Here is a 22,483-nt window from a genome sequence, read left to right as displayed (position 1 = left end):
TCCTCGCGGAAAGCGAAGGAGGCGGGCCCTGGTCTTGCCTGCTGTCACTCGCTCACCGCGGGCGACATGGAGATGTCCCAGAAGTCGGCGTAGCGGCCGCTCCGGGCGAGCAGCTCGTCGTGGCTGCCCTCCTCCACGATGTGACCGCCCTCCAGGAAGAGGACGCGGTCGGCGCGCTGCACGGTCCGCATCCGGTGGGCGACCATCACCACGGTCCGCCCGGCCATCAGGCGTTCGATGCCCTCGTGGACGGCGGTCTCGTTGACCGGGTCGAGGGCGGAGGTCACCTCGTCCAGCAGGACGACAGGAGCGTCCTTCAGCAGCGCCCTGGCGATGGAGACGCGCTGGCGCTCACCGCCCGACAGCAGGGCGCCGCCCTCGCCGACCTTCGCCTCCCATCCGCCGGGCAGCCGCTCGATGACCTCGTCGAGCCGGGCCGCCGTCGCCGCGGCGCGGACGTCGGCCTCGTCGGCGTCCGGACGGCCGAGGCGCACGTTCTCCTCGATGGTGCCGTCGAAGAGATAGACGTCCTGGAAGACGATGGCGATCTGCTCCATCAGCACCTTGGTGTCGATCTCGCGCACGTCCACACCGCCCACGCGCACCGCGCCGGAGTCCACGTCGTAGAACCGGGCGAGCAGCTGGAGGAGGGTGCTCTTGCCCGCCCCCGACAGGCCGACCACGGCGAGCCGCTGCCCCTCGGGAACGGAGAGGGACACCTGGTCGAACACCGTGCGTCCGCCGTGCCGGAAGGTGACGGACTCGAACGCCAGGTCGTGGCGGGTCGGCCGGACGGGCTTCCGGGGTTCCGGCAGCGGCGGGGTGCTCAGGACCTTGTCGAGCCGCTCCAGCTCGGACTGGGCGCCGCGGAGACCCGCGCCGATGTCCGACAGCGACAGCAGCGGATCGGCGCAGCGGGCCGCGAGCACCAGGATCGTCAGGACCTCGGCCGCCCCGATGTCCCCGCCGAGCGCGAGGGACGTGCCCAGCGCCAGCACCGCGGTGAAGGCCACCTGCACCGCGACCGTCAGGCCCACCGCACCGGGCAGCATCGCCAGCACGGTGCGCCGGGAGGAGCGCTGGACCTCCTGGAGCGCGTCGTCGAGGAGCTCGAACCGCTCTCCGGTACGGCCGCCGGCGCGCAGCACCGGCTGGGCCTGAAGGAACTCGATGACGCGGTCCGACGCCTCCTTGTCCCGCTCGTGCCGGTCGGCGTCGGTGCTCGCCATCGAGCGGGCGGTCCACTTCTGGATCGCGGCCACCACGGGTGCGGCGATCAGCGCGGCCACGCCCAGCTGCCAGTTGAAGGCGATCATCACGGCGACGATCGTCAGCGGGGTCACCAGGGCGGAGATGAACGGGGCCAGCAGGTGCGCGGAGACGCCCATCGCCTGGAGCAGGCCGCGGCTGGCCATGACGGAGACCTCGCCGACCCGGCCGGTGTTGTACCAGCCGATCGGCAGCTTGGCCAGGTGCTCGCCCAGCCGGTAGTACATGCCGCGCAGCATCGTGGTGCCGACCCGCATGCCGGAGAGGTCGCTGAAGTAGCGCAGCACGGCGTAGACCGCGACCGCGACCCCGAACGCGGTCAGCCACGGCACGGCGTCGTCCGGCGTGCTGCCGAACAGCTCCCGCAGCACCGGGACGAGCAGCGCGTAGGAGAGCCCCTCGACCATCGCGGTGATGGTCATCAGGACCACGGTGCGGCGCATCGCCTGGGCGTACTCGGGTCCGAGCACGCGCAGCAGCGTTCGAATCATCGGGCCTGTCCTCCTTGGGATCGCCAGAACTCGGCGAACTTTCCTTGCTGCGCCAGCAGTTCGGCGGGGCGGCCACGCTCGACGATCGACCCGTTCTCCAGCATCACGACGGTGTCGGCGTCGGCGACCGTCTCCGGACGGTGGGCGATGACCAGCATCGTCCGCTCGCCGCCCAGGCTCGCGAGGGCCTGGCGGATCGCCTGCTCCGTCTGCGGGTCGGCGAAGGCGGTCGCCTCGTCGAGCACCAGGACGGGCGTGTCGGCCAGCAGTGCGCGGGCGAGGGAGATCCGCTGGGCCTCGCCGCCGGAGAGCTTGACGTCCTCGCCGATGATCGTCTCGTAGCCGTCGGGCAGCTCGAGGATCCGGTCGTGGATGTGGGCGAGCTTGGCGGCGCGCACCACGTCGTCGCGCTCGGCGTGCGGCACCGCGAGCGCGATGTTGTCCGCGACCGAGGCGCGCAGCAGGCGCACGTCCTGGAAGACGAAGGAGACCGTGCGGTAGAGCTGCCGGCTGCCGATCTCGCGCAGGTCGACACCGCCGATCGTGACCGATCCCTGGCTCGGGTCGAAGAACCGCGGCAGCAGCTGGACCAGCGTCGACTTCCCGCTTCCGGACGGCCCGACGAGCGCGGTGAACGTCCCCGGCTCCAGCACCAGGTCGACCCCGCTCAGCACCTCGCGGTCCTCTTCGTAGCCGAAGTGGACGTCGCGCAGCTCCACCCGGTGCCCCTGGAGCGCGACCGGGTGCGCGGGCTCCGGAAGCGGCGGGACCTCGAGGACCTCCTTGATCCGGCCGACCGCGCGGCCGGCGGCCTGCATGTCGTCGAAGCCGTGGCCCAGGGCCGCCACCGGGGCGGTCAGGCCCAGGCCCAGCAGCAGGAAGGGCAGCAGGTCGGCCGGGGCCAGGCTGCCGGACGTGATCATCGACGTGCCGCCGATCAGGACGACGAGCAGCACGAACGGCGGGGACAGCGCCAGCTGCATCCCGGCCGCGACCAGGGACATGCCGCGCACCCACCGGAAGAACGTCCCGACGAAGTCGTCGACGGCGGTGAGGAACTTCCCGTGGGCGCGCTCGGAGCCGCCGAACGCCTTCACGACCGCGATGCCCTGCACGAACTCGACCACGGAGCTGGCGATCCGCCCCATGGCCTCGTCGAACTCCTCCTGCTCACGCGTCCTGGCGGGCAGCATCAGGAGCGGGACCAGCAGGATGGCCATGACCACCGGGATCAGGGTGATCAGGGTGAGCCGCCAGTCGATGGTGAACAGGTAGACCAGCGAGACCAGCGGCACCACGAAGGCGGAGACGAGCTCGCCGGGCGCGTGGGCGATGAGCGGGTGCACGGCGCTCACGTCCTCGCCGACCACCTTGGCCAGCTCGCCCGTCTTGCGGCGGGAGAACCAGCCGATCGGCACGCGGCCGAGGTGGGCGGCGAGCTGCCGCCGGAACGTCAGCTGCGCCTGGCTGTCCAGCACGTGCCCGAGTCCCGAGGACGCGGCGGTGAACAGCAGCCGTACGAACAGGCCGGCCGCGCCGAGGATCACGGCCGTCCAGACGTGTCCCTCGTCGATCGGGCCCGGCGCCAGCAGGGTGCGGCCCAGCTCGACGACCGCCAGCAGCGGCGCGAGTCCCGCGAGAGCGCCGATCACCTGCAGGATCGCGACAACCGCGAACTTACGAACATGAGGACGCAGCAGCCTGGACAGGCTCTGCCCCGCCGCGGAGTCGGAGTCCGACGTCGGCGTGGACCGCTCCCCCGCTCCTAAAGCGTCGATCGCGCTCATCACTCTCCCATCGTACGCGTACGAATATCACTGTACTCGGCTGTGGGACCGAGGGGATAGGGATTCCGGCCAGAGATCGTCGACGGTCAGCGGCTTCCCGGATTCGGGCTCGGCGGCCTCGGGATACCCCAGGGCCTCGGTCAGCTCCTTCCAGGCGCGGGCGACGGTCAGATGGCGCTGCTGTCCCTGCAGCGGGTCCGCGCCCGCCTCGACGCGGGCGCGCAGCTCCTCCAGGACGGTCAACACCCCGTCGCCCCACACGTCGTGGACGGCCTCCTCCCAGGTGGGCGTCCCGGCGGGGCCCACGTGGGCCCCGGTGGGACCGGACTCGTCCGACCACCCCGGCGCGGCGCCCGTCCGGCCCGGGAAGAACCGACCCTCCGGGTGCGACGGCAGGCTCAGCACCGGGCTCCAGATCACCGGGCCGTGGGTGTTGGCCAGCATCAGGTTGCCCGCGTCGGTGCCGACGGTGATCCGGTGCAGGAACAGGCTGGTGCTGTCGTCGCCCGCCTGCATCCGGTTCTCCACCCGCAGCGTCAGCGGGACGCCCGCGATCTGGGCGTCCACCGCGACCAGCGGGCGGCCGGCGCGCGCACCGACCCCGGTGATCGACCAGGGCCGGAGCCCGTCGAAGATCCCGGCGAGGATGTCGAGCAGGTCGAAGGAGACCTGCACCGCGCACAGGGCGTCGACGAACACCGGCCTGCGGAGCCGGACCAGCTCGCGGGCGGCCGAGGTGAACCGCCGGACCGGTTCGAGGTGCGGGTAGAAGGTGTTCAGCAGGTACTGGGTCCCCGACCTGCGCGCCACCCGCAGGCAGTCCGCCAGCTCGTCCGGGTGGACCGGATGCTCCTGGAGCACATGGATCCCGCGTTCCAGCAGGGCCTTGGCCAGTTCGGCGCCGCGCCCGCCGCCGACCGCGGTCGACACCACGACACAGGCCGCGTCGACGTCCTCGGGCAGCTGCTCGACCGTGTCGTACAGCGGGACGCCGTACTCCTCGGCGAGCGCCGTGGAGCGGGCGCTGCCCCGGGCCAGGATGCCGACGAGCCGGAAGCGCTCGGGCGCGCGGGTGAGGGCCGCGGCGTACACCTGGCCGAAACGGGTGCCACAGACGACGACGCGCATCGGGCGGGTCATCGGCGCTCCGCGGGGCGCGCGGTGAGCGCGTCCGCCAGGCGCGCGACATGAGGCGCCCGCAGGCAGCCGGCGTGGTCGCCCGGTACGTCGACCACCGTCACGTCCCCCAGGCACACGTCGTGCCAGAACGCACTCGTGTCGTCCGTGGCTCCGGGGACGCCCGCCCCGGACCCGACGGGGCGCAGGAGGGTGAGGTCCCCCGCGTACGGCAGCGGGTCGTACTGCGCCACCGCGTCGTGGATCCGCGCGAGGACCGCCGGATCGGCGCTCGCCGCCCCGGCGGGGGCGTGGTCGTCCGCGGGGGCGTCCTGCGGCGGGGAGGGGACGCGGTGGCTGGACACCAGGGTCAGCCGCCGGACCGTCCCGTCGGCCTCGCTCAGGGCACGGGCCAGCTCCAGGGCGATCGGGCCGCCGAGGCCGTGGCCGATGATCTCCACGCCGTCGAACCCGGCGGCCAGTACCTCGCGGGCGTATCCGCCGGCCAGTTCCTGGACGAGGTCCGGCGCGGCGGGGTCGAGGCGATCGCCGCCCGGCGCGACGACCCCGAACAGCGGCGCCTCCGCGCCGAGTTCGGTGATGAGCGCGGCGTACGGCGCCAGGGTGCCCGATCCGTCGTGCACCAGCAGCCGCACCGGTCCCGCGCCGGATCCGGCGAGCGGGACCAGCGACGAGGTACGGGCCGCCGGAGCCGCGTCCGCGGCCGGGACCGCCTCGGCGTCGGACCCCAGCGACCGGGCCAGGCCGGCGACCGTGGGGGTGTCCAGCAGGGCGCGGAGCAGGGTGTCGAAGGTGAGGTGGGCCGCCTCGGGCACGACTTCGCGGACCCGCCCGACGAACCGGGCCGCCAGCAGCGAGTCGCCGCCCACGTCGAAGAACCCCGCGTCGCGGCTCGGCGGCTCGGCCCCGAGGGTCTCGGCCCACAGGTCGGCGATCCGCCGCTCGACGCCCGGGTGCGGCGGCTCGGAGGGCTCGTCGCGCGGCGTGGTGGGGGTCGGCGCGGAGGCCAGCAGCCTCTTCCGGTCGACCTTGCCGTTCGGGGTCAGCGGCAGCGCCTCCACGAGCCGCACCCGGGCGGGGATCATGTGCGCCGGCAGCCGGTCGGCGACCCATCCGATGAGCTCGTCGGCCTCGACGGACCCGGACTCCCGCCGGGGGATCACGAAGGCGACCAGGGCCCGTTCGAAGGCGCTGTCGCCCGCCGCGAGGACCACCGACGTGCCCACCATCGGGTGCTCGCCCAGCACGGCCTCGATCTCGCCCAGTTCGATCCGGTGTCCGCGGATCTTGACCTGCTGGTCCGCGCGGCCGAGGAACTCGATCTCGCCGGACGGCAGGTAGCGGCCGAGGTCGCCGGTGCGGTAGAGCCGCTCCTTCGTCTCCGGGTGGTGGACGAAGCGCTCCGCCGTCCGGTCGGGGTCGTTCAGATAGCCGGTCGCCAGGCCGGTGCCCGCGATGTACAGCTCGCCGGCGACCAGGTCGGGCCGGTCGCGCAGCGCGGTGTCGAGGACGTGGAAGCGCTGGTTCGCCAGGGGGACGCCGTACGGGATGCTGCGCCAGTCGGGTGCGACGGCGGTGATGGGGTGGTGGATCGACCAGATCGCCGCCTCCGTCGCCCCGCCCAGGCTGATCAGTTCGGTGCCGGGCAGGTGCCGTCCGGCGTGCGCGGGCAGGGTGAGCGGGATCCAGTCGCCCGACAGCAGCGCCAGCCGGAGGCTCTTCGGACCGGCGGGTTCGGCGTCGAGGTAGTACAGCAGCATCTGGAGCTGCGCGGGCACCGAGTTCCACAGCGTCACCCCGTGCGCGGCCACCACCTCGGCCCAGTGCGAGGGGTCGCCGCGGCGCGCGGGGTCCGGCAGGACGAGGGCCGCGCCGACGGCCGGCGGACCGAACAGGTCGTAGACGGAGAGGTCGAAGCTGAGCGCCGCCAGCCCCAGGACGCGGTCGGTGTCGCCGACGCCGAAGCGGTCGTTGATGTCGACCACCGTGTTGAGGGCGGCGCGGTGGCTGATCATCACGCCCTTGGGCACACCGGTCGAGCCCGAGGTGTGCATGACGTAGGCGAGGTCGTCGGGCGCGACGCGGGGGCCCTCGGGGATCTCGGCGAGCGGCACGGGCCGCAGCCCCGCCACCGTCACCGCGCGCACGCCTTCGGGGAGTTCACCGGTCGCGGCGTCGGCGACGACGGCGAACCCGGCGCCGCTGTCGGTGAGGATGCGGTCCCGCCGGATCCTGGGCTGGCCGGGGTCCACGGGGACGTACACGCCGCCCGCGAGGAGGATGCCGAGCACCGCGACGGCCTGGTCCCGGCACTTGTCGACGAGGACGCCGACGAAGTCGCCGGGGCGACACCCCTCGGCCCGGAGGCGCTCCGCCACCGCGGCGGCCCCTCCCAGCCACTCGGCGTACGTCAGCGTTCCCTCGGGGTCGATCACCGCGACCTGGTCGGGGAACGCGCGCGCCCGGGCGACGAGCGGGTCGTGCAGCAGGCCCTCGGGCACCGGCGCGTCGGTCGCGTTCGCCTCGGAGCGCCGGGTGCGCTGGTGTTCCGGCAGCGGCTGGGGGTCCACCGCGGTCCAGGGCTCGGCCCCCTCGGCCAGCCGGTGCAGCAACGCCTCGAACGCGGCGAACATGTCGTCCACCAGGCCGTCGGGGAAGGTCCCCTCGCGGATGTCCCAGTTCACGTCCAGGCCGCCGAACTGGTCGCCCACCTGGCAGTCGATCCACACCTGCGGCGTCTGGCTGATGCCGTACGACGGCCGCGGCTTCCTGCCCGCGGCCGACACCGCGCCGCCGCCGACCCCGATGCTGCCGGTGAAGACGACGGGCAGCATCGCCTCCTCGCGTCCCCGCCGCCGGGCGATCTCGCGCAGGACCTCGACGCCGCTGAACAGCCGGTGGTCGAGGTCGTCGAAGAGCCGCTCGCCCAGGGCGCGGGCGCGCTCCGCGAAGCTCGCCCGCTCGCCGTGGTCGACCGCGAGCAGGCTCAGCGAGGTGAAGTCGCCCAGCAGCCGGTCCACGCTCGGGTGCAGAGGCAGGCGGTTCAGCACGGGCAGTCCGACGCAGAAGCGCGCGGTGGCGCTCCAACGGCCGATCGTCTCCACGTACGCGGCGAGCACCGCGTTGGCCGGCGTGCTGCCCTGCTCGGCGGCGCGGGCCTTGAGCGCCTGCCACACCCGCTCGTCGAGCGTCGTCGTCAGCCGGCGGAAGCGGGGTGCCGCCGTCGCCGGATCGTGGTCGTCGCGCAGCGGCAGGACGGGGGGACCGGGCAGTTCGTCGACGCGGTTCCACCAGTACGCGCGGTCGCGCGCGTACCGCTCGGTCTCGCGCAGCCGGTGCTCGGCGGACACGTAGTCCCGGTAGGTGGCGTCGATCTCGGGCAGGGCGCAGTCCGGCTGCTGGTAGCGGAGGTCCAGCTCGGTGAGCACCTGCTGGATGCTGAGCCAGTCCAGCGCCATGAAGTCCACCGACAGGTGCAGGACGCTCCGGTCGGCGGCCAGGGTCAGGCGCAGCGCGTACATGGGGCGTTCGCCGGTCGGGTGCACGGCGTGCGACAGCTCGTCGCGCACTGCGGCGAGGGCCTCGGCGACCTCCTCGGCGGAGGCGTCGCGCAGGTCGGCGACCGCGATCCGGGTGTCCTCCGCCTCGGGCAGGACGCGTTGCGTGCCGTCCTCGTGGATGATCGTCCGCAGGGCGTCGTGGCGGCGCACCATGCCGTCCCAGGCGCTCTGCAGCCGGGCCGGGTCCAGGTCGGCCGGGTAGTCCAGCTCCTGGTAGAGGTGGCAGGAGACGCCGCCGTAGCCGAAGGCCGGGTTGCGGCCGAAGAGGTAGGCGGACTGGATGTCGGTCAGGGGGAAGGGCCGGTCCCGCTCGTCGGGCCGGTCCTGCCAGACCGGATCCTCCGCGCGGCTCGCCGCGGTGTCCGCCACGAGGGTCAGCAGTTCCGCCTTGTGGCGGCGCAGCTCTCCCATGCGCCGGTCGTCCATGACGCCCCGGGGGGCGCGGAAGCGCAGGTTCTCGCCCTCGCGCCACAGCTGGATCCCGGCCTCGGAGAACTCCTTGAGCAGGTCGTTGGCGTTCACACCGCACCCTCTTCGTATGCGTCGGCGGCACGGAGCCGGTCGATCAGTGCGCTGATTCCCGCGACGGTCGGTGTGCGGATGACGTCGCGCATGGGCAGTTCGACGCCCCAGGCTCCGCGCAGCTCGGCGACGAAGCGGGTCGCGATCAGGCTGTCGCCGCCGAGCCTGAAGAAGTTCTCGTCGCGGCCCACCGACTCCAGTCCGAGCAGCTTCGTCCACCGGTCGGCGACGAAGGTCTCGGTGTCGCCGCGCGGCGGGTCGTCCACGTCGCGCGGCCGGTCGACGAACTGTTCGAGGACGGTCCGCACCTGCCGGCGGTCGATCTTTCCGTTGGCGCTGAGCGGCAGCGTGGGCAGGACGGCGAAGTGGTCCGGGACCATGTGCTCCGGCAGCCGTTCGGCCACCCAGGCGCGCAGGCCGTCGGGGACGATCCCCTCGGCCGTCCCCGGCCGGTCCGCGGAGAGCAGGAGCTCGCCGCCGGGTTCGGTGCGCAGGACCCGCACGTCGGTCAGGCCGGCCGCGGCGCAGGCGTGCCGCCACCGGTCGGCACCGTGGAGCCAGGGGGTCTCGGGGCGGCCCGCCGCGAACCTCCCCGCGCGTGCCTCCAGCGGCAGGGCGGTGACGAGCGCGAGCGGCGTCGGGTGGGCGCGCTCCAGGATGTGGAGGCGGCCGCCCGGGGCGAGCAGCAGGGCCAGGGTGGCCACGGCCAGGTCCGGGTCCGGCATGCGGTGCAGGACGTTGTTGGCCACGACGGCGTCGTAGGCGTGGAGATGTTGTACCGCGACGGCGTCGGGGCTCTGCCACGCGGTGCGGGTGGCGTGCCCCTGCTCCTCCAGCAGCGTCCGGGTCCTGGCCAGGGCCGGTTTCGAGGCGCCGAGGAGCGTGTAGTCGACCGGGGCGGAGCCGAGTGCGGCGAGCAGGCGCGCGGTGCCGCGGCCCCCGGCCACGTCCCACTCGGCGACGCGCGGGGGCGTGGAGTCGCCGCCGCGTGCCCGCAGGTCCTCGGCGACGGCCCGGAGGCAGTCGGCCGTCGCCGGCATGAGGTCGCCGAGCGCCTCCGGGGCCAGGACCGGATCGTCCAGCAGCGCGGTGGCGTCGGCGTCGCCGGAGAGGACGGCCGCCAGGAGCGGTCCGGCCCAGCGCAGCGCGCCGGCGACGGTCTCGAAGGGGGTGCCGGCGGCGTCCTCGCGGGCCGCCGCGATCCACTCCGGGCGCGTGACCTCGTCCCAGCGGGAGCCGTGCCGGTGGGTGCCGTCGGCGGCGCGGTCGAGCACGTCGCGCTCGGTGAGATACGCGCACCAGACGTCCAGGACCGGGCGTTGTTCGGCGCAGACCGGCGGGTGGCCGGCCTCGGGTCCGGTCAGCGGGGCGACGACTTCCGCCAACAGCGCTTCCACCAGGCGGTGTTCGAGCTGGTGCGGGTCGGTCCCGCCGGTGGCCGCGGGCGGCAGGAACGGGTTGCGGGTGCGGTCGGTCTCCGCGGGGGCCCGGTCCGGTGCGGACGAGCGCTCGACCACGGCGGCGACGAGTTCCCTGCGCCCTTCGGTGGCCGGGAGGACCACGGCCTGGGCGACCTCGGGGTGCCCCTGGAGACAGGACTCGATCTCCCCCAGTTCGACCCGGAAGCCGTTGATCTTCACCTGGTGGTCGAGGCGTCCGAGGAACTCCAGGTTGCCGTCGGGCCAGTAGCGGCCGAGGTCGCCGGTGCGGTACCAGCGCTCGCCCTGGTGCTCGGGGAAGCGTGCCGCGGTCAGCTCGGGGTCGCCCCGGTAGCCGAGCGCGACTCCCGCGCCGCCGATCCAGAGCTCGCCGGGCACCCAGTCGGGGCAGTCCCGGCCCCGCTTGTCCACCACCCGGAACTTCTGGTTCCGAAGCGGTGTGCCGTACGGGATCGAGCGCCAGCCCTCCGGGACCTCGGTGACCTCGTACATGTTCGACCAGATCGCGGCCTCGGTCGCGCCGCCGAGCGAGAGGAACCGGCAGCGGCCGTCCGTCGCCCGCGCCAGCCGCTCGGGCAGGTCGAGGCCGATCCAGTCGCCGGACAGCAGGGCCAGGCGCAGCGAGCCGGGGAACGGCGAGCCGTCCGCCGCGGTCAACGCCATCTCCAGCAGGGCCGGGACGGTGTTCCAGACGGTCACCGCGTGCCGCCGGCACAGCGTCAGCCACTCGACGGCGTCGCGCCGGCCGGACTCCGGGACCAGGACGGCGGCCCCGCCCGCCGCGAGGAAGCCGAAGACGTCCCACACGGAGAGGTCGAAGTCCAGCGCGGAGACCGCCAGCACCCGGTCGTCCGCCCCGATGCCGAACCGCTCGTTGAGGTCCTCGACGGTGTTGACCGCGGCACGGTGGCTGACCTCGACGCCCTTGGGCAGGCCGGTGGAGCCCGAGGTGAAGATCACGTACGCGGGGTCCCCGGGCCCGGCCGGCACCGGAGCGTCCAGCGGGGGCGTGCGGAGCGCCGTCTCGATGGGGAGCACCTCGACACCCGCCTCGGTCTCGCCCAGCGCCCCGCTGCCGTCGAGGACGACCTCCGCGCCGCTCAGCTTCAGGATGCGGGCGCGCCGCTCCGCGGGCTGGTCGACGCCGATCGGGACGTACGCCGCGCCGGCGGCGAGCACCCCGAGCACCGCCGCGATCTGCCGCGGTCCCTTCGGGGCGACCACGGCGACGTACGAGCCGCGGCCGATTCCGCGCCCGGCGAGCGCGGCGGAGACGCCGAGCGCGTCCCGGGCCAGCTCCTGGTGCGTCGTCGAGCCGTCGTCGCCCCAGAGCAGGGCCGGCCGCTCGGCGCGGTCGGCGGCCCGCTCGAAGAACGCCGTGTGCAGGAGGTTGTCGGTCAGGGGGCGGGTGGACGCGTTGACCGCCTCCCGGGTGGCGCGCTGCGCGGCGGGCAGCGGCGTGCTCGGGGGCGCGGTCTCCCACTCGCCGTCGATCAGCTCGCGGACCAGCGCCTCGTAGGCCGCCATCATCGAGTCGAGGACGTCGTCGGGGAACAGTTCCTCGACGGCGTCCCAGACCATCCGCACGCTGCCGTCGCCGGTGCGGTAGATCTGGTGGTCGAGCCAGACCTGCGGCGTCTGGGAGATCATCCAGCTCGCGTCGCCGAAGCGCTCGGCGAACACCTCCGGGATCAGCGGCGCCGACAGGTCGAGGGAGAACACCACGGGCGCGGTGCGGGGCGCGTCCGGGTCGGAGCGGGCGAGGTCGCGCAGGACGTCGACGCCGCTGTAGGCGGCGTGCCCGATGTCCTCGTGCACCTGCTTCTGCACGGCGCGGGCGCACTCCTGGAAGCCCGCCCCGGAGAGGTCCACCTCCAGCAGCACCAGACCGGTGAAGTCGCCCACGACGCGCTCGATCTCCGGGTGCGCGCCGAGGTCGCGGTCGAACAGCGGCAGCCCGAGCAGGAAGTGCTCGTCGCCGGACCACCGGCTCAGGATCATGGAGTACGCGGTGGCCAGGACCACCGACGGGGTCAGGCCCGCCTTGTTGCCCCGCCGCTCCAGGGCGGTCCACTCGTCCGCCGTGAGGTCGAAGTACCGGCGGACGAAGCGCGGGGCCGCGACGGCCAGCGGGTCGGTCGCCAGGGGCAGCTTCGGGCCGCCCGGCAGCGACGGCACCCGCCGCTGCCAGTACGGGCGGGCCCGCTCGCTCTCGGCCCGGCGGACCGCGGCCTGGTCCGCGAGGTACCGGCCGAAGGTGTAGCCGACCTCGCCGAGGCTGTCGGGGTCCTCGTACAGCGCGGTCAGCTCGGTGAGCAGCAGCCGGAAACTGGCCAGGTCGGCGACGAGCAGGTCGACGTTGAAGTGGAGCCGGTCGACCCCGCCGGGCAGCCGGCTCAGCTGGACGTCGATCACCTCGCCGCGGCCGACCTCCAGCACCCGGTGCGACAGCCGCTCGCGCAGCTCGAGCGCCGCCGCCTCCGCCTCGGCGGCCGGCCGGTCGCGGAGGTCGTGGACGGTCAGGCCGGGCCACGGGGACCGGGGCAGGACCTGCTGGGTCGCGTCGTCGGCGAAGCGCGCCCGCAGCATCGGGTGCCGGGCGAGCAGGGCCCGCACGGCCCGCTCCAGACGGTCCGGCTCGATCGGCGCGACCGCGTCGAACTCCATGTAGTTGTGACAGCCGACGCCGCCGAGGGGCTGGCCCTCGGCGCGGCCGATCAGATACGCCTGCTGCACCGCCGTCAGCGGGAAGCTCCGATCGGCCTCGTCGTCGTGCTTCTCGACGGCCTCCGGCGCCGGTTCGCCACCGCCCTCCAGGGGCGTCAGCATCCCGGGCCAGGCCGACAACCGGGGGGCCTCGGCCAGCTCGGCGAACGAGACGTCGAGGCCCTCCCGGTTGAGCCGGCTCACCAGCCGGATCAGGTCCATGGACTGCAGGCCGAGCTCAAAGAGGTTGCAGTCGTCGTCCGCCTCGGTCAGCTCGATGCCGAGCACACCGGATACCACTTCGCGCAGAGCTTTAAGGTCCATGTCCTCGGTTCCTCAGATCGCGCCGGCGCGCATGGCGGCGAAGTACTCGTTCTGGGTGGGCAGTTCCGCGACGAGCTTCTCCGCCTTCAGCCGGATGCGCTCGAACTCGGCGATCGCCGCGCGGTCGTCGGCCATGTCGAGCGCGGGCGAGTGCCGGACCTCGATGCCGCCGGTACCGAGCAGGATGCAGTTGTACGAGTACGGCGGCAGCCCGTGGTAGTGCGGGAACACGGTCTGCGCGTCCGGCACCTTGTACTTCCAGTTCTCGATGCGCTCGGCCAGCGTGTCCGGGATCGTGCGCGTCTTGGTGTCCTTCCAGTACTGGTTGTCGGCGCGCTTGGCGCCCACGTAGTGCAGCACCAGGAACTCGCGGACGCCGTCCTGCACGTGCGCGATCGACTCGTTGTAGAGGTCGCGCAGGCGGTGGTCGTCACGGCCGGCCGGGAAGTACTTCACGATCTGCTCGATCGCGTGGTGGATGAAGAAGATGCCGGTCGACTCCAGCGGCTCCACGAAGCCGCTCGACAGGCCGATGCCCACGCAGTTCTTCACCCAGGAGCGGCGGCTGCGGCCGATGCGCATCTTGATGTGGTTCGCCTCGACGTCCTGGGCGGCGGGGCCGACGAACTCGCGCAGCGTGCGCTCCGCCTCCTCCGGCGTCGTGTAGTCGGCGGAGTAGACGTAGCCGGTGCCGATGCGGCTGATCAGCGGGATGGTCCAGATCCACCCCGCCTCCTGGGCGGTCGCGGTGGTGCAGGGCCGGAGCGGCTCGCGGTCCATGTCCAGCGGCACCTGGAGGGCGACCGCGCTGTCGTTGGGCAGCGTGTCCTGGTAGGAGACGAAGGGCTCCTCGAGCGCCTTGTTCAGCAGGAGCGCGCGGAATCCCGTGCAGTCCACGAACAGGTCGCCCTCCAGCCGGCCGTGCTCGGCCGTCTGCACGTGGCCGATGTAGCCGTCCTCGTCGAGCACGACGTCCGTGACGTCGTCGACGATGTGGCGGACGCCGCGGTCGGTGGAGTAGGTCGTCAGGAACTTGGCCAGCAGGGCCGCCTCGAAGTGGTAGGCGTACGGGAACTGCGTCCCCTGGTACTCCACGATCGTCGAGCGGGCCGTGGTCTCGTCGCGCTGCTGCTCGACGAAGCCCTGGTCGATCAGCTTGCCGTCGAGGTAGCGGGGCGAGCGCTCGGCGTCGCACAGCGACGCCATGACGAAACAGTCCTTGTCGAAGCGGCTCGTGGTCGGGTTGCGCAGCCACCAGTCGCTGAGCGGGAACCCGTCGACCGAGCCGAGCTGCTCGAACGGGTGGTAGAAGTGGTGGCCGGGCTCGCGCCAGTTCTCGAACCGGACGGCCAGCTTGTAGGTGGCGTTGCAGGCCGGCATCCAGTCCGACTCGGACAGCTTGAGGAACTCGAAGAAGTGCCGGATGTCGCTGAACGTGGCCTCGCCGACGCCGATGGTGCCGACCCGGGCCGACTCCACGACGGTCACGTCGATCCGCTCGCCGAACGCGGCCACCAGGTAGGACGCCGTCATCCAGCCCGCCGTGCCGCCGCCGACGACCACGACCCGCTTCGTCTTGCCCGGGTCGTTCGTCCGCTGCTTGCCCGCACCGTCAACAGTCATCACTGTGTACTCCTTGGGTGAGTTGCGGAAAAAGGGTGCGTTCCATCGAGCGCCACAGGTACGCGGCGCCCGACGAGCCCGCCGTGCCGGCCACTCCGCCGAGCAGCGCCTGCGCCAGGGCGGCGTGCCGCCCGCGGCTGGAGCGCATCGCGGCGTCGAAGGCGACCATCGCGTCCTGGACCCGCTTGACGTCCTCGCCGGCCCGGTCGCGGTACGCGGCGAAGGCGTCGTCCAGCGACGGCTCGTCGAGACGCGCGAGCAGCCGGGCCCGGTCGCGGTCGGTCAGCCCGGCGATGTTCAGCATCCGCCGGTCCCTGGCCCCGCACAGGAACTCGATCTCGCGGAACTGGACGGACTGGAAGCCGCTGGACGTCCCGAGCGTCGCCCGGACGACGTCGAACTCCTCCGGCGTCAGCGCGTGCAGGGCGTCGAAGTGCTGGGCGACCGCCTCCATGATCCGGGGCAGCCGGTCGAGATGGGCGCACGCCTCCGCGCCCCGTCCTTCGGTGAGGTCCCGGCGGGCGGTCTCCAGGTGGCGCAGGACGACCGCGAACCAGATCTCGCAGGCCTGGTGGGCGCCGAAGAACAGGGCGCGCTCCGGGTTCTCGTGCACCTGGGCGATCTCGAGCAGCTCGTCGAGCCTGAGACGTTCTCCGTACGCCGGACAGTGGCCGTCGTCGGCCTGGGCGCTCATCGCGTCCGCTCCTCGCGCAGCCGCTTCTTGTCGATCTTCCCGACGGGTGTCCGGGGGAAGTCGGGCACGACGACCAGGTCGTCCGGCAGCTTGTAGGTCGCGAGCCCGCGGTCGCGTATGTGCTCCCTGACCGTGCGCAGCGAGAGCGCGCCGGCGTCGGTGCCCGCGGTGAGGACGACGAACACGCAGAGGCGCTCGTCGCGTTCCTCGTCCGGTACGCCGACGACCGCGGCGTCCCGGACCAGCGGGTGGGTCAGCACGTGGCTCTCGACCTCCTCGGCGGAGACCTTCTCGCCGAGGTGGTGGATGATGTCCTTCAGCCGGCCCTCGATGACGATGTTGCCGTCGCCGGTCGTGCGGGCCAGGTCGCCGGTGCGGTAGAACCCGTCGGTGGTGAACGCCCGGCGGTTGGCCTCCGGTCCGGCGAAGTAGCCCCGGATCGTGTACGGGCCCCGGGTGAGCAGTTCGCCGGTCGTGCCGGGGGCGACCTCCCGGTCGTCGGCGTCGACGATCCTGATCTCGTCGTCGGGGCAGATCGGCCTGCCCTCGGTGCCGAAGACGACCTCCTCCGGGTCGTCGAGCCGGGTGTGGGTGATCAGCCCCTCGGCGGTGCCGAACACGTTCATGATCCGGCAGCCGAGGTTCTTGCTGACGCGCTCCGCCGCGTTGGGGCCGAACTTCGAACTGCCCACCTGGATGGTCATGCCGCTCATGTCGACCGGGTCGGCGAGCGCGTGCTCCGCCCAGAGCAGCGCCAGGGCGGGCACCAGCGCGGTGTGCGTGACGCCCTCCTCCGCGATGAGGGGGAACACCAGGCCGGGGCTGGGGTTGGCGGCCAGCACGGCCTTCCCGCCGACGAGCAGCGCGCCCAGCACGCCCGGGCAGCCGAGCGCGGCGTTGTGCGGCACGGGGTTCGCGGCGAGGTAGACGCTCTCCTCGCCGAAGCCGGTCACCTCGGCGCACGCGAGCATGTTGTACGCGTAGTCGTCGTGGGTCCGGGGGATCAGCTTCGGCGCCCCGGTCGTCCCGCCGGACAGCAGGAGCAGCGCCACCTCGGAGGCGTCGACCGGCTCCATCTCCCGGGGCTCGCAGGCGAGCAGCCGGGACAGCGGGGTGTGCTCCTCCGCCTCTCCGGCGATCACGACGTGCCGCAGGGACGGCGCGTCGGCGCGCACCTCGCGGGCCAGCTGCCGGTAGTCGAAGCCCTGCAGGCGGTCCGGGCCGACGTAGGCCACCGCGTCCGAGGCGCGGACCAGATGGAGGATCTCGTCCCGGCGGTGTCCGGGCAGGCCCATGACGGGGATGGCCCCGATGCCGAACAGCCCGATCATGGTGGAAAGGAATTCGATGACGTTCGGCAGGTGCAGCACGACCCGGTCGTGCCGGCGGACGCCGAGTTCCGTCAGGCCGGCCGCGATACGGTCGGCCTCGTCGAGCAGTTCCGTGTAGGTGACCCGGCGTCTGCCGTCCACGGCGGCGATCTTGTGCGGGTGGCGCTCAGCGCTGTCGGCCACCCGCTGCCGGAGGGGGGCACCCGTCCAGTAACCGGCGCGCCGGTATCTCTCCGCAAAGTCGGGTGGCCACGGCACGAACCCGTCCAGCATTCCGTCCTCCTCGGTTGCGACGCCTTCAGAGTCGGGCAGGCTTTCCTAACCCGCATCAAGCCCCAACAGAGCTTTGAAAGTTTTGGCCGAGGAGGCCGACGGCTTGGCGAACCTCGAGTCGTGAACCGAGAGCGAGCGCAGGAACGGAACTGGGTGCGGGTCATCAGCGGCGCGGAGCGCCCGACGGCCCGGCTGGTGTGCTTCCCCTACTCCGGTGGTACCGCGACGACCTACCGCGACTGGTCCGCCGCGCTGCCGGCGGGCGTCGAACTGCTCGCCGTGCAGTATCCGGGCCAGGCGGACCGCATCCGCGAGTCGCCCGCGGACTCCGTCACCGCGATCGCCTCGTGCGTGGCCGCCGAACTGTCCCGGCGGGAGCCGGTCCGCTGCGTCCTGTACGGGCACAGCCTGGGCGCCCTCGCCGCGTACGAGACCGCGCGACGGCTCCAGGCGGACGGCCGGCCCGCACACGGGCTGGTCGTCTCCGGTTCGCTCGCGCCGGGGCAGGCGCACGGCGGCCGGCTGCACCTCACCGACGACGCGGAACTCTGGTCCACCCTGCGGGACTTCGGTGGAATCGACCCCTCGATCGCCGACGACCTGGAACTGCGGGAGCTGCTGCTGCCGCCCCTGCGGGCGTACATCGGACTCACCGAGACCTACCGGCCGCCGACGCGTCCCGAGCCGCTGGACTGCCCGGTCCACTGCCACTACAACACCGAGGACCCGCTGGTGGACGCCGCGCGGGTGGCGCCCTGGACCGCGGTCACCACCGGCCCGACCAGCGTACGGGCCAGGCCCGGCAGCCACTTCGGCGTGCTCCTGGAGCCGACGGAACTGCTCGCCGACATCACCGGAGTCCTCCTGGAAGGCGCGACGCGGCCATGACCCTTGCCGGAAAGTCCGTCATCATCACCGGCGCGGCCACGGGCATCGGCCGGGGCATCGCGGAATGCGTGCTGAAGGAGGGCGCCGACGTCACGGTCGTCGGCCGCCGCGAGGAACCGCTGCGCGAACTGGCCGAACGTTTCGGGCACGCGGTCCACGTCGTGGCGCAGGACGTCGCCGCGCCCGGGGCGGCCGAACGGATCGTCGCCGCCGCGACGGAGCGGTTCGGCGGCGTCGACGCCGTGGTCAACAACGCCGGCCTGGCCCGGTTCGACGCCCTGGACGAGGCCGACCCCGCGCTGTTCGACGCGATGTTCGCCGTCAACGTCCGCGCGCCCGCCGAGCTGATCCGCTGCGCCCTGCCGCAGCTCCGGGCCCGCCGGGGCAGCGTCGTCAACGTCTCGTCCGTCGGCGGCGTCCTGGCCATGCCGGGGCGGGCCTTCTACGGCGCGACCAAGGCGGCCCTCAACAGCCTGACCCGTTCCCTGGCGGTGGAGCTGGCGCCGGACGTGCGGGTGAACGCCGTCCTGCCCGGGCCGGTGCTGACGCCGATGTGGGACGGGACCGGCCTGGACGCGGCCGGCGCCGAGCGACTGCGGGAGGGGCTGATCGCGTCGACCCCGATGGGGCGGTTCGGGGAGGAGCGGGAGGTCGGCCGGTGGGTCTGCCTGCTGATCGACCCGGAGGTGTCGGGCTGGGTCACCGGCGCCCTGATGCCCGTCGACGGCGGACGTACGGCATGACCCGGCCAACCGGCCGAGAACACTCTCACAAAGGGGTATGAGCGTGAGTTCAGAGAACAGGTCCGTCGCGGGCTCCATTCCCTCGTCCTGCCTGGTCAGCATCTTCTGGGCGGCGGAGAAGCTCGCCGAGGAGACCGGCGTCGACGTGGTGAAGCTGCACGTCGGCGACCCGTACTTCGATCCGTCCGAGGACGTCGCCCAGGCCTTCGTGGACGCCGTGCGGCGCGGCGACACCAAATACACCGGCGTCGAGGGCCTGCCCGCGCTGCGGGAGGCGGTGGCCGAGAAGCTGCGGACCGACAACGGCCTGGACAGCCACGTCGACCGGGTGCTGATCTCGCCCGGTTCGGCCCAGGGCCTGACCGGCCTCCTCCAGGCGCTCGCCGAGCCCGGCGCGGAGATCCTGCTGCCGGAGCTGCACTGGCCGGTCCATCTGCAGCAGAGCCTGCTCGCGGGCTTCCGGCCGGTGCTGTATCCGCTCGGCCCGGACTTCCGGCCCGACCCCGAGCGGATCGCGGCCGCCGCGACGCCCCGCACCCGGGTCCTGCTGATCAACTCCCCGGCCAACCCGACCGGGGCCGTCCTCGACGGCGGGGAGATCCGCGCCCTGCTGGACCTGGCGCGCCGCAACCGCTGGCAGGTCATCAGCGACGAGGCGTACGAGCACTTCTGTTACGAGGGGGAGCACCTGTCGGTCGCCTCCCTCGAGCGCGAGGTGCCGGTCGCCGAGCGGATCGTGCACAGCGTCTTCACCTTCTCCAAGGGCTTCGCGATGACCGGCTACCGGCTGGGCTACGTGGCGCCGGCCACCGACCGCATGGCCGACGTCATGAAGGTCGTGCAGGAGGCCGGGATCATCGGCACGTCGACCCCGGTGCAGCACGCGGGCATCGCCGCGCTGGCGAGCCGGGCGGACTCGACGGCGACCAACCGCAAGCTCGTTCAGCGCAACCGGGACGTGGCGCTGCCGCCGCTGATCAAGGCCGGCCTGCTGCGGGAGCTGCCCCCCGGCGGCTGGTACGCCATGCTCGACGTGAGCCGGTCCGGCCTGGACGCCGAGACGTTCGCGATGCGGCTGCTGGAGCGCAAGGGCGTCGCGGTGGTGGCGGGCAACGGCTTCGCCATGCGCCCCGACGTCGACGAGCAGGGCCGCATCCGCTCCCACGACTACGCGCCCTGGGCACGGCACCTGGTCCGCATCGCGTTCTGCGTGGATCCGGCGGCGCTGGAGACCGGTGTGCGGCGGATCATCGAGTTCGTCGAGGAATGCGCCGCCGAAGCGAAGGGATGACCGGCATGGCGAACTCCCCGGCCGGCACGGCGACACGGGCGACCGTCGACCCGGCCGGCTTCCGCTCCCTCATGACGGCGCATCCGGTCGGCGTCACGATCGTGACCGCCCTGGGGCCCGACGGCGAGCCCTGGGGCATGACCTGCTCCTCGCTGACCGGCGTCTCGCTCCAGCCGGCCACCCTGCTGGTCTGCCTTCGGGACCGGAGTCCGACGCTGGCCGCGCTGCTGCGCACGTCCGCCTTCGCCGTCAACCTCCTGCACGACCGGGCCGAACCGGTGGCGCGGCTGTTCTCCTCCGGGGCCCCGGACCGGTTCGAGAAGACCGTCTGGGACCCGGACCCGGAGTCCGGGGTCCCGCACCTGGTCGAGGACGCCCACACGATCGCGGACTGCGAGGTCAGCGAGACGCTGCCGGTCGGCGACCACGTCGTCGTCTTCGGGCGGGTGCACCGGGTGGCGCACCACGCGACCGGGCCGGCCGGTCCGCTGCTGTACGGGATGCGCCAGTACTGGTCGCTGCCGGACCCGGCCGACGACGGGAGCGAACGATGACCCAGGCACGTATCCCCGACTGCCCGCTGGCCCGCACGGTCGAGGTCGTCGGTTCGTGGTGGACGCTGGAGATCCTGCACGTGGTCCTCGGGGGCCACACCCGGTTCTCCGCGATCCGCCGGGATCTGGAGACCCCCGCCGACGTCCTGGCGGACCGGATCGCCGCGCTGACGGCGAAGGGTCTGCTGGAGGTCGACGACACCGCCGACGGCGCGGCCGACGGCGCCGCCGAGCCGGGCGACCCGGCGTACCGGGCCACCGATCTGGGCCGCTCGCTGCGCCCGCTCCTCCTGGTGATGGCGGCCTTCGGGAACCACCGGCTGGCCCCGGAGGACCGCAGTCTCATCCTGGTCGACGAGGAGACGGGCAGGGAGGTGGACCCGGTCGTGGTCGACCGGGCGACCGGCCGCCGCGTCGACACCGCCGGCTTCGTCTTCGCCCGTGGCCCGAAGGCCGGCGAACAGATCGCCGCCCGCTACCCGGAGGCCCCGGCCGGGCGGTGACCCGCACGACCACCGGACCGGCCGCGCCCTGCGGGCCGGTGCTCCTCCCGTCGGCCGTACGCCTCGGCGTACGGCCGACGGGCGCGCGCCCGGTCTCCTCCGGGGCGCTCCACCCAGCGGGAAGGAACCGTCAGACATGAGCCGGACCGATCTCGGCACGCCCTCTCTCGACCTCACCGATCCGGCCGCGTTCGTGGACAACGACGTCCACGCGTACTGGCGGGACGTGCGGGCCCGGAATCCCGTCCACTGGCACGAGGCGACCGAACGCAACCCGGGGTTCTGGGTGGTGTCGCGGTACGCCGACGTGCAGCCGCTGTACACCGACGAGGCCCTCGGCTCCGCCCGCGGCAACGTCCTCGACGTCGTCCTGCGCGGCGACGACTCGGCCGGCGGCAGCATGGTGGCGGTGACCGACCCCCCGCGCCACCGGCCGCTGCGCAACCTGCTGTTCAGCTCGTTCACGCCGCGGGTGCTGGGCGAGGTCGTGGAGGAGGTCGGGCGGCGCACCGACGCGCTGGTGGCCTCGGTCGTCGGGCGGGGCACCTTCGACTTCGCCGCCGAGATCGCCGACCGGATCCCGATGAACACGATCTGCGATCTGCTGTCGGTCCCGGCGGCGGACCGCGAGGAGCTGCTGCGCTGGAACAAGAAGGCGCTCTCGTCGGTCGACGCGGCGTACGACGAGGTCGACGCGATCGCCGCCCGCAACGAGATCGTGCTCTACTTCATGGACCTGGCGCAGGAGCGCCGCGCCCGCCCCGGTGACGACGTCATCAGCCTGCTCGCCGCCGCCGAGGTGCAGGGCCGCCCGCTCACCCTCGAGGAACTCGCGGTCAACTGCTACAGCCTGATCCTCGGCGGCGACGAGACGTCCCGGGTGTCGGCGATCAGCGGGGTGCTCGCCCTGATCGACCATCCCGACCAGTGGCGGGCCCTGCGGACGGGCGAGGTGTCCGTCGAGTCGGCGGTGGAGGAGGTCCTCCGCTGGTCGACGCCCTCCTTCCACGTGGCCCGCACCGCCCTGCGCGACCTGGAGATCGCCGGCAACGCGGTGCGCGCCGGCGACATCGTCACGCTGTGGACCGTCTCCGCCAACAACGACGAGACGGTCTTCGACGAGCCGCGCCGCTTCACGCTCTCCCGCTCGCCGAACAAGCACCTGTCGTTCGGCCACGGCCCGCACTACTGCCTGGGCGCGTTCCTCGCCCGCGCGGAGCTGAGGACGCTGCTGACCGCGCTGGTCGCGCAGGTCGGCCGGATGGAGCTGTGCGGCTCCCCCCGGCCGATCTACTCGAACTTCCTCAACGGCTACGACGACCTGCCGGTGCGCTTCGAGGGCCGCTGA

The 22,483-nt window shown here is 73.1% G+C and carries 14 protein-coding genes; 6 read left to right on the top strand and 8 right to left on the bottom strand.

Going from position 1 to position 22,483, the window contains the following annotated elements; all coding sequences use genetic code 11:
- Window positions 1-44 precede the first annotated feature (44 nt).
- From ABFY03_RS20055 to ABFY03_RS20020, 8 genes are read right to left on the bottom strand one after another with little or no spacing between them, the layout of a single operon-like run.
- A complete protein-coding gene (locus tag ABFY03_RS20055; RefSeq protein ID WP_319011724.1) occupies window positions 45-1,760 on the bottom strand; it encodes an ABC transporter ATP-binding protein in 1,716 nt (571 codons plus the stop codon).
- Entirely contained in the window at window positions 1,757-3,547 is a 1,791-nt protein-coding gene (locus tag ABFY03_RS20050) for an ABC transporter ATP-binding protein (protein ID WP_319011723.1), read from the bottom strand. Before ABFY03_RS20050 ends, ABFY03_RS20055 begins: the two co-directional genes overlap by 4 nt.
- A gap of 27 nt (window positions 3,548-3,574) precedes the next feature.
- Window positions 3,575-4,687, bottom strand: a complete 1,113-nt coding sequence (locus ABFY03_RS20045; RefSeq protein ID WP_346170511.1) for a Gfo/Idh/MocA family oxidoreductase — start codon at window positions 4,685-4,687, stop codon at window positions 3,575-3,577.
- Window positions 4,684-8,766 carry a non-ribosomal peptide synthetase gene (locus ABFY03_RS20040; RefSeq protein WP_319011721.1) on the bottom strand — a complete coding sequence of 1,361 codons (4,083 nt, stop codon included), beginning with the start codon at window positions 8,764-8,766 and terminating at the stop codon, window positions 4,684-4,686. Before ABFY03_RS20040 ends, ABFY03_RS20045 begins: the two co-directional genes overlap by 4 nt.
- Window positions 8,763-13,235, bottom strand: a complete 4,473-nt coding sequence (locus ABFY03_RS20035; RefSeq protein ID WP_346170510.1) for an amino acid adenylation domain-containing protein — start codon at window positions 13,233-13,235, stop codon at window positions 8,763-8,765. The genes ABFY03_RS20040 and ABFY03_RS20035 overlap by 4 nt, the downstream gene beginning before the upstream one ends.
- Window positions 13,236-13,247: 12 nt before the next feature.
- On the bottom strand, window positions 13,248-14,858 hold the full coding sequence (locus ABFY03_RS20030) for a tryptophan halogenase family protein (protein WP_319011719.1): 1,611 nt from the start codon (window positions 14,856-14,858) through the stop codon (window positions 13,248-13,250).
- On the bottom strand, window positions 14,848-15,552 hold the full coding sequence (locus tag ABFY03_RS20025) for a tryptophan 2,3-dioxygenase family protein (protein ID WP_319011718.1): 705 nt from the start codon (window positions 15,550-15,552) through the stop codon (window positions 14,848-14,850). The genes ABFY03_RS20030 and ABFY03_RS20025 overlap by 11 nt, the downstream gene beginning before the upstream one ends.
- Entirely contained in the window at window positions 15,549-17,156 is a 1,608-nt protein-coding gene (locus ABFY03_RS20020; RefSeq protein ID WP_346170509.1) for a (2,3-dihydroxybenzoyl)adenylate synthase, read from the bottom strand. Before ABFY03_RS20020 ends, ABFY03_RS20025 begins: the two co-directional genes overlap by 4 nt.
- Window positions 17,157-17,276: 120 nt before the next feature.
- On the opposite strand from ABFY03_RS20020, the gene ABFY03_RS20015 reads away from it, so the two are divergent.
- From ABFY03_RS20015 to ABFY03_RS19990, 6 genes are all read left to right on the top strand, one after another.
- Window positions 17,277-18,044 carry a thioesterase II family protein gene (locus tag ABFY03_RS20015; protein ID WP_319011716.1) on the top strand — a complete coding sequence of 256 codons (768 nt, stop codon included), beginning with the start codon at window positions 17,277-17,279 and terminating at the stop codon, window positions 18,042-18,044.
- A complete protein-coding gene (locus ABFY03_RS20010; protein ID WP_319011715.1) occupies window positions 18,041-18,787 on the top strand; it encodes an SDR family NAD(P)-dependent oxidoreductase in 747 nt (248 codons plus the stop codon). The genes ABFY03_RS20015 and ABFY03_RS20010 overlap by 4 nt, the downstream gene beginning before the upstream one ends.
- Before the next feature lie 37 nt (window positions 18,788-18,824).
- Window positions 18,825-20,078, top strand: a complete 1,254-nt coding sequence (locus ABFY03_RS20005; protein ID WP_386723631.1) for a pyridoxal phosphate-dependent aminotransferase — start codon at window positions 18,825-18,827, stop codon at window positions 20,076-20,078.
- A 5-nt stretch (window positions 20,079-20,083) separates the two neighbouring features.
- A complete protein-coding gene (locus ABFY03_RS20000; protein WP_346170507.1) occupies window positions 20,084-20,632 on the top strand; it encodes a flavin reductase family protein in 549 nt (182 codons plus the stop codon).
- Window positions 20,629-21,135 (top strand): winged helix-turn-helix transcriptional regulator, encoded by a 507-nt coding sequence (locus ABFY03_RS19995; RefSeq protein ID WP_346170506.1) that lies wholly within the window; start codon window positions 20,629-20,631, stop codon window positions 21,133-21,135. Before ABFY03_RS20000 ends, ABFY03_RS19995 begins: the two co-directional genes overlap by 4 nt.
- Window positions 21,136-21,271: 136 nt before the next feature.
- Window positions 21,272-22,483 (top strand): cytochrome P450, encoded by a 1,212-nt coding sequence (locus ABFY03_RS19990; protein WP_346170505.1) that lies wholly within the window; start codon window positions 21,272-21,274, stop codon window positions 22,481-22,483.

The sequence above is a fragment of the Streptomyces roseofulvus genome (assembly GCF_039534915.1).
Taxonomy (GTDB): domain Bacteria; phylum Actinomycetota; class Actinomycetes; order Streptomycetales; family Streptomycetaceae; genus Streptomyces; species Streptomyces roseofulvus.
Note: the sequence above shows the minus strand (reverse complement) of the source record. Positions and strands in the feature narration are given on the sequence as shown.

Excerpts from the sequence above, each read along its gene's own strand:
- ABFY03_RS20055 (WP_319011724.1), bottom strand. The coding sequence starts at position 1,760 with ATGATTCGAACGCTGCTGCGCGTGCTCGGACCCGAGTACGCCCAGGCG.
- ABFY03_RS20050 (WP_319011723.1), bottom strand. The coding sequence starts at position 3,547 with ATGAGCGCGATCGACGCTTTAGGAGCGGGGGAGCGGTCCACGCCGACG.
- ABFY03_RS20045 (WP_346170511.1), bottom strand. The coding sequence starts at position 4,687 with ATGACCCGCCCGATGCGCGTCGTCGTCTGTGGCACCCGTTTCGGCCAG.
- ABFY03_RS20035 (WP_346170510.1), bottom strand. The coding sequence starts at position 13,235 with ATGGACCTTAAAGCTCTGCGCGAAGTGGTATCCGGTGTGCTCGGCATC.
- ABFY03_RS20030 (WP_319011719.1), bottom strand. The coding sequence starts at position 14,858 with ATGACTGTTGACGGTGCGGGCAAGCAGCGGACGAACGACCCGGGCAAG.
- ABFY03_RS20025 (WP_319011718.1), bottom strand. The coding sequence starts at position 15,552 with ATGAGCGCCCAGGCCGACGACGGCCACTGTCCGGCGTACGGAGAACGT.
- ABFY03_RS20020 (WP_346170509.1), bottom strand. The coding sequence starts at position 17,156 with ATGCTGGACGGGTTCGTGCCGTGGCCACCCGACTTTGCGGAGAGATAC.
- ABFY03_RS20010 (WP_319011715.1), top strand. The coding sequence starts at position 18,041 with ATGACCCTTGCCGGAAAGTCCGTCATCATCACCGGCGCGGCCACGGGC.
- ABFY03_RS20005 (WP_386723631.1), top strand. The coding sequence starts at position 18,825 with ATGAGCGTGAGTTCAGAGAACAGGTCCGTCGCGGGCTCCATTCCCTCG.
- ABFY03_RS20000 (WP_346170507.1), top strand. The coding sequence starts at position 20,084 with ATGGCGAACTCCCCGGCCGGCACGGCGACACGGGCGACCGTCGACCCG.
- ABFY03_RS19995 (WP_346170506.1), top strand. The coding sequence starts at position 20,629 with ATGACCCAGGCACGTATCCCCGACTGCCCGCTGGCCCGCACGGTCGAG.
- ABFY03_RS19990 (WP_346170505.1), top strand. The coding sequence starts at position 21,272 with ATGAGCCGGACCGATCTCGGCACGCCCTCTCTCGACCTCACCGATCCG.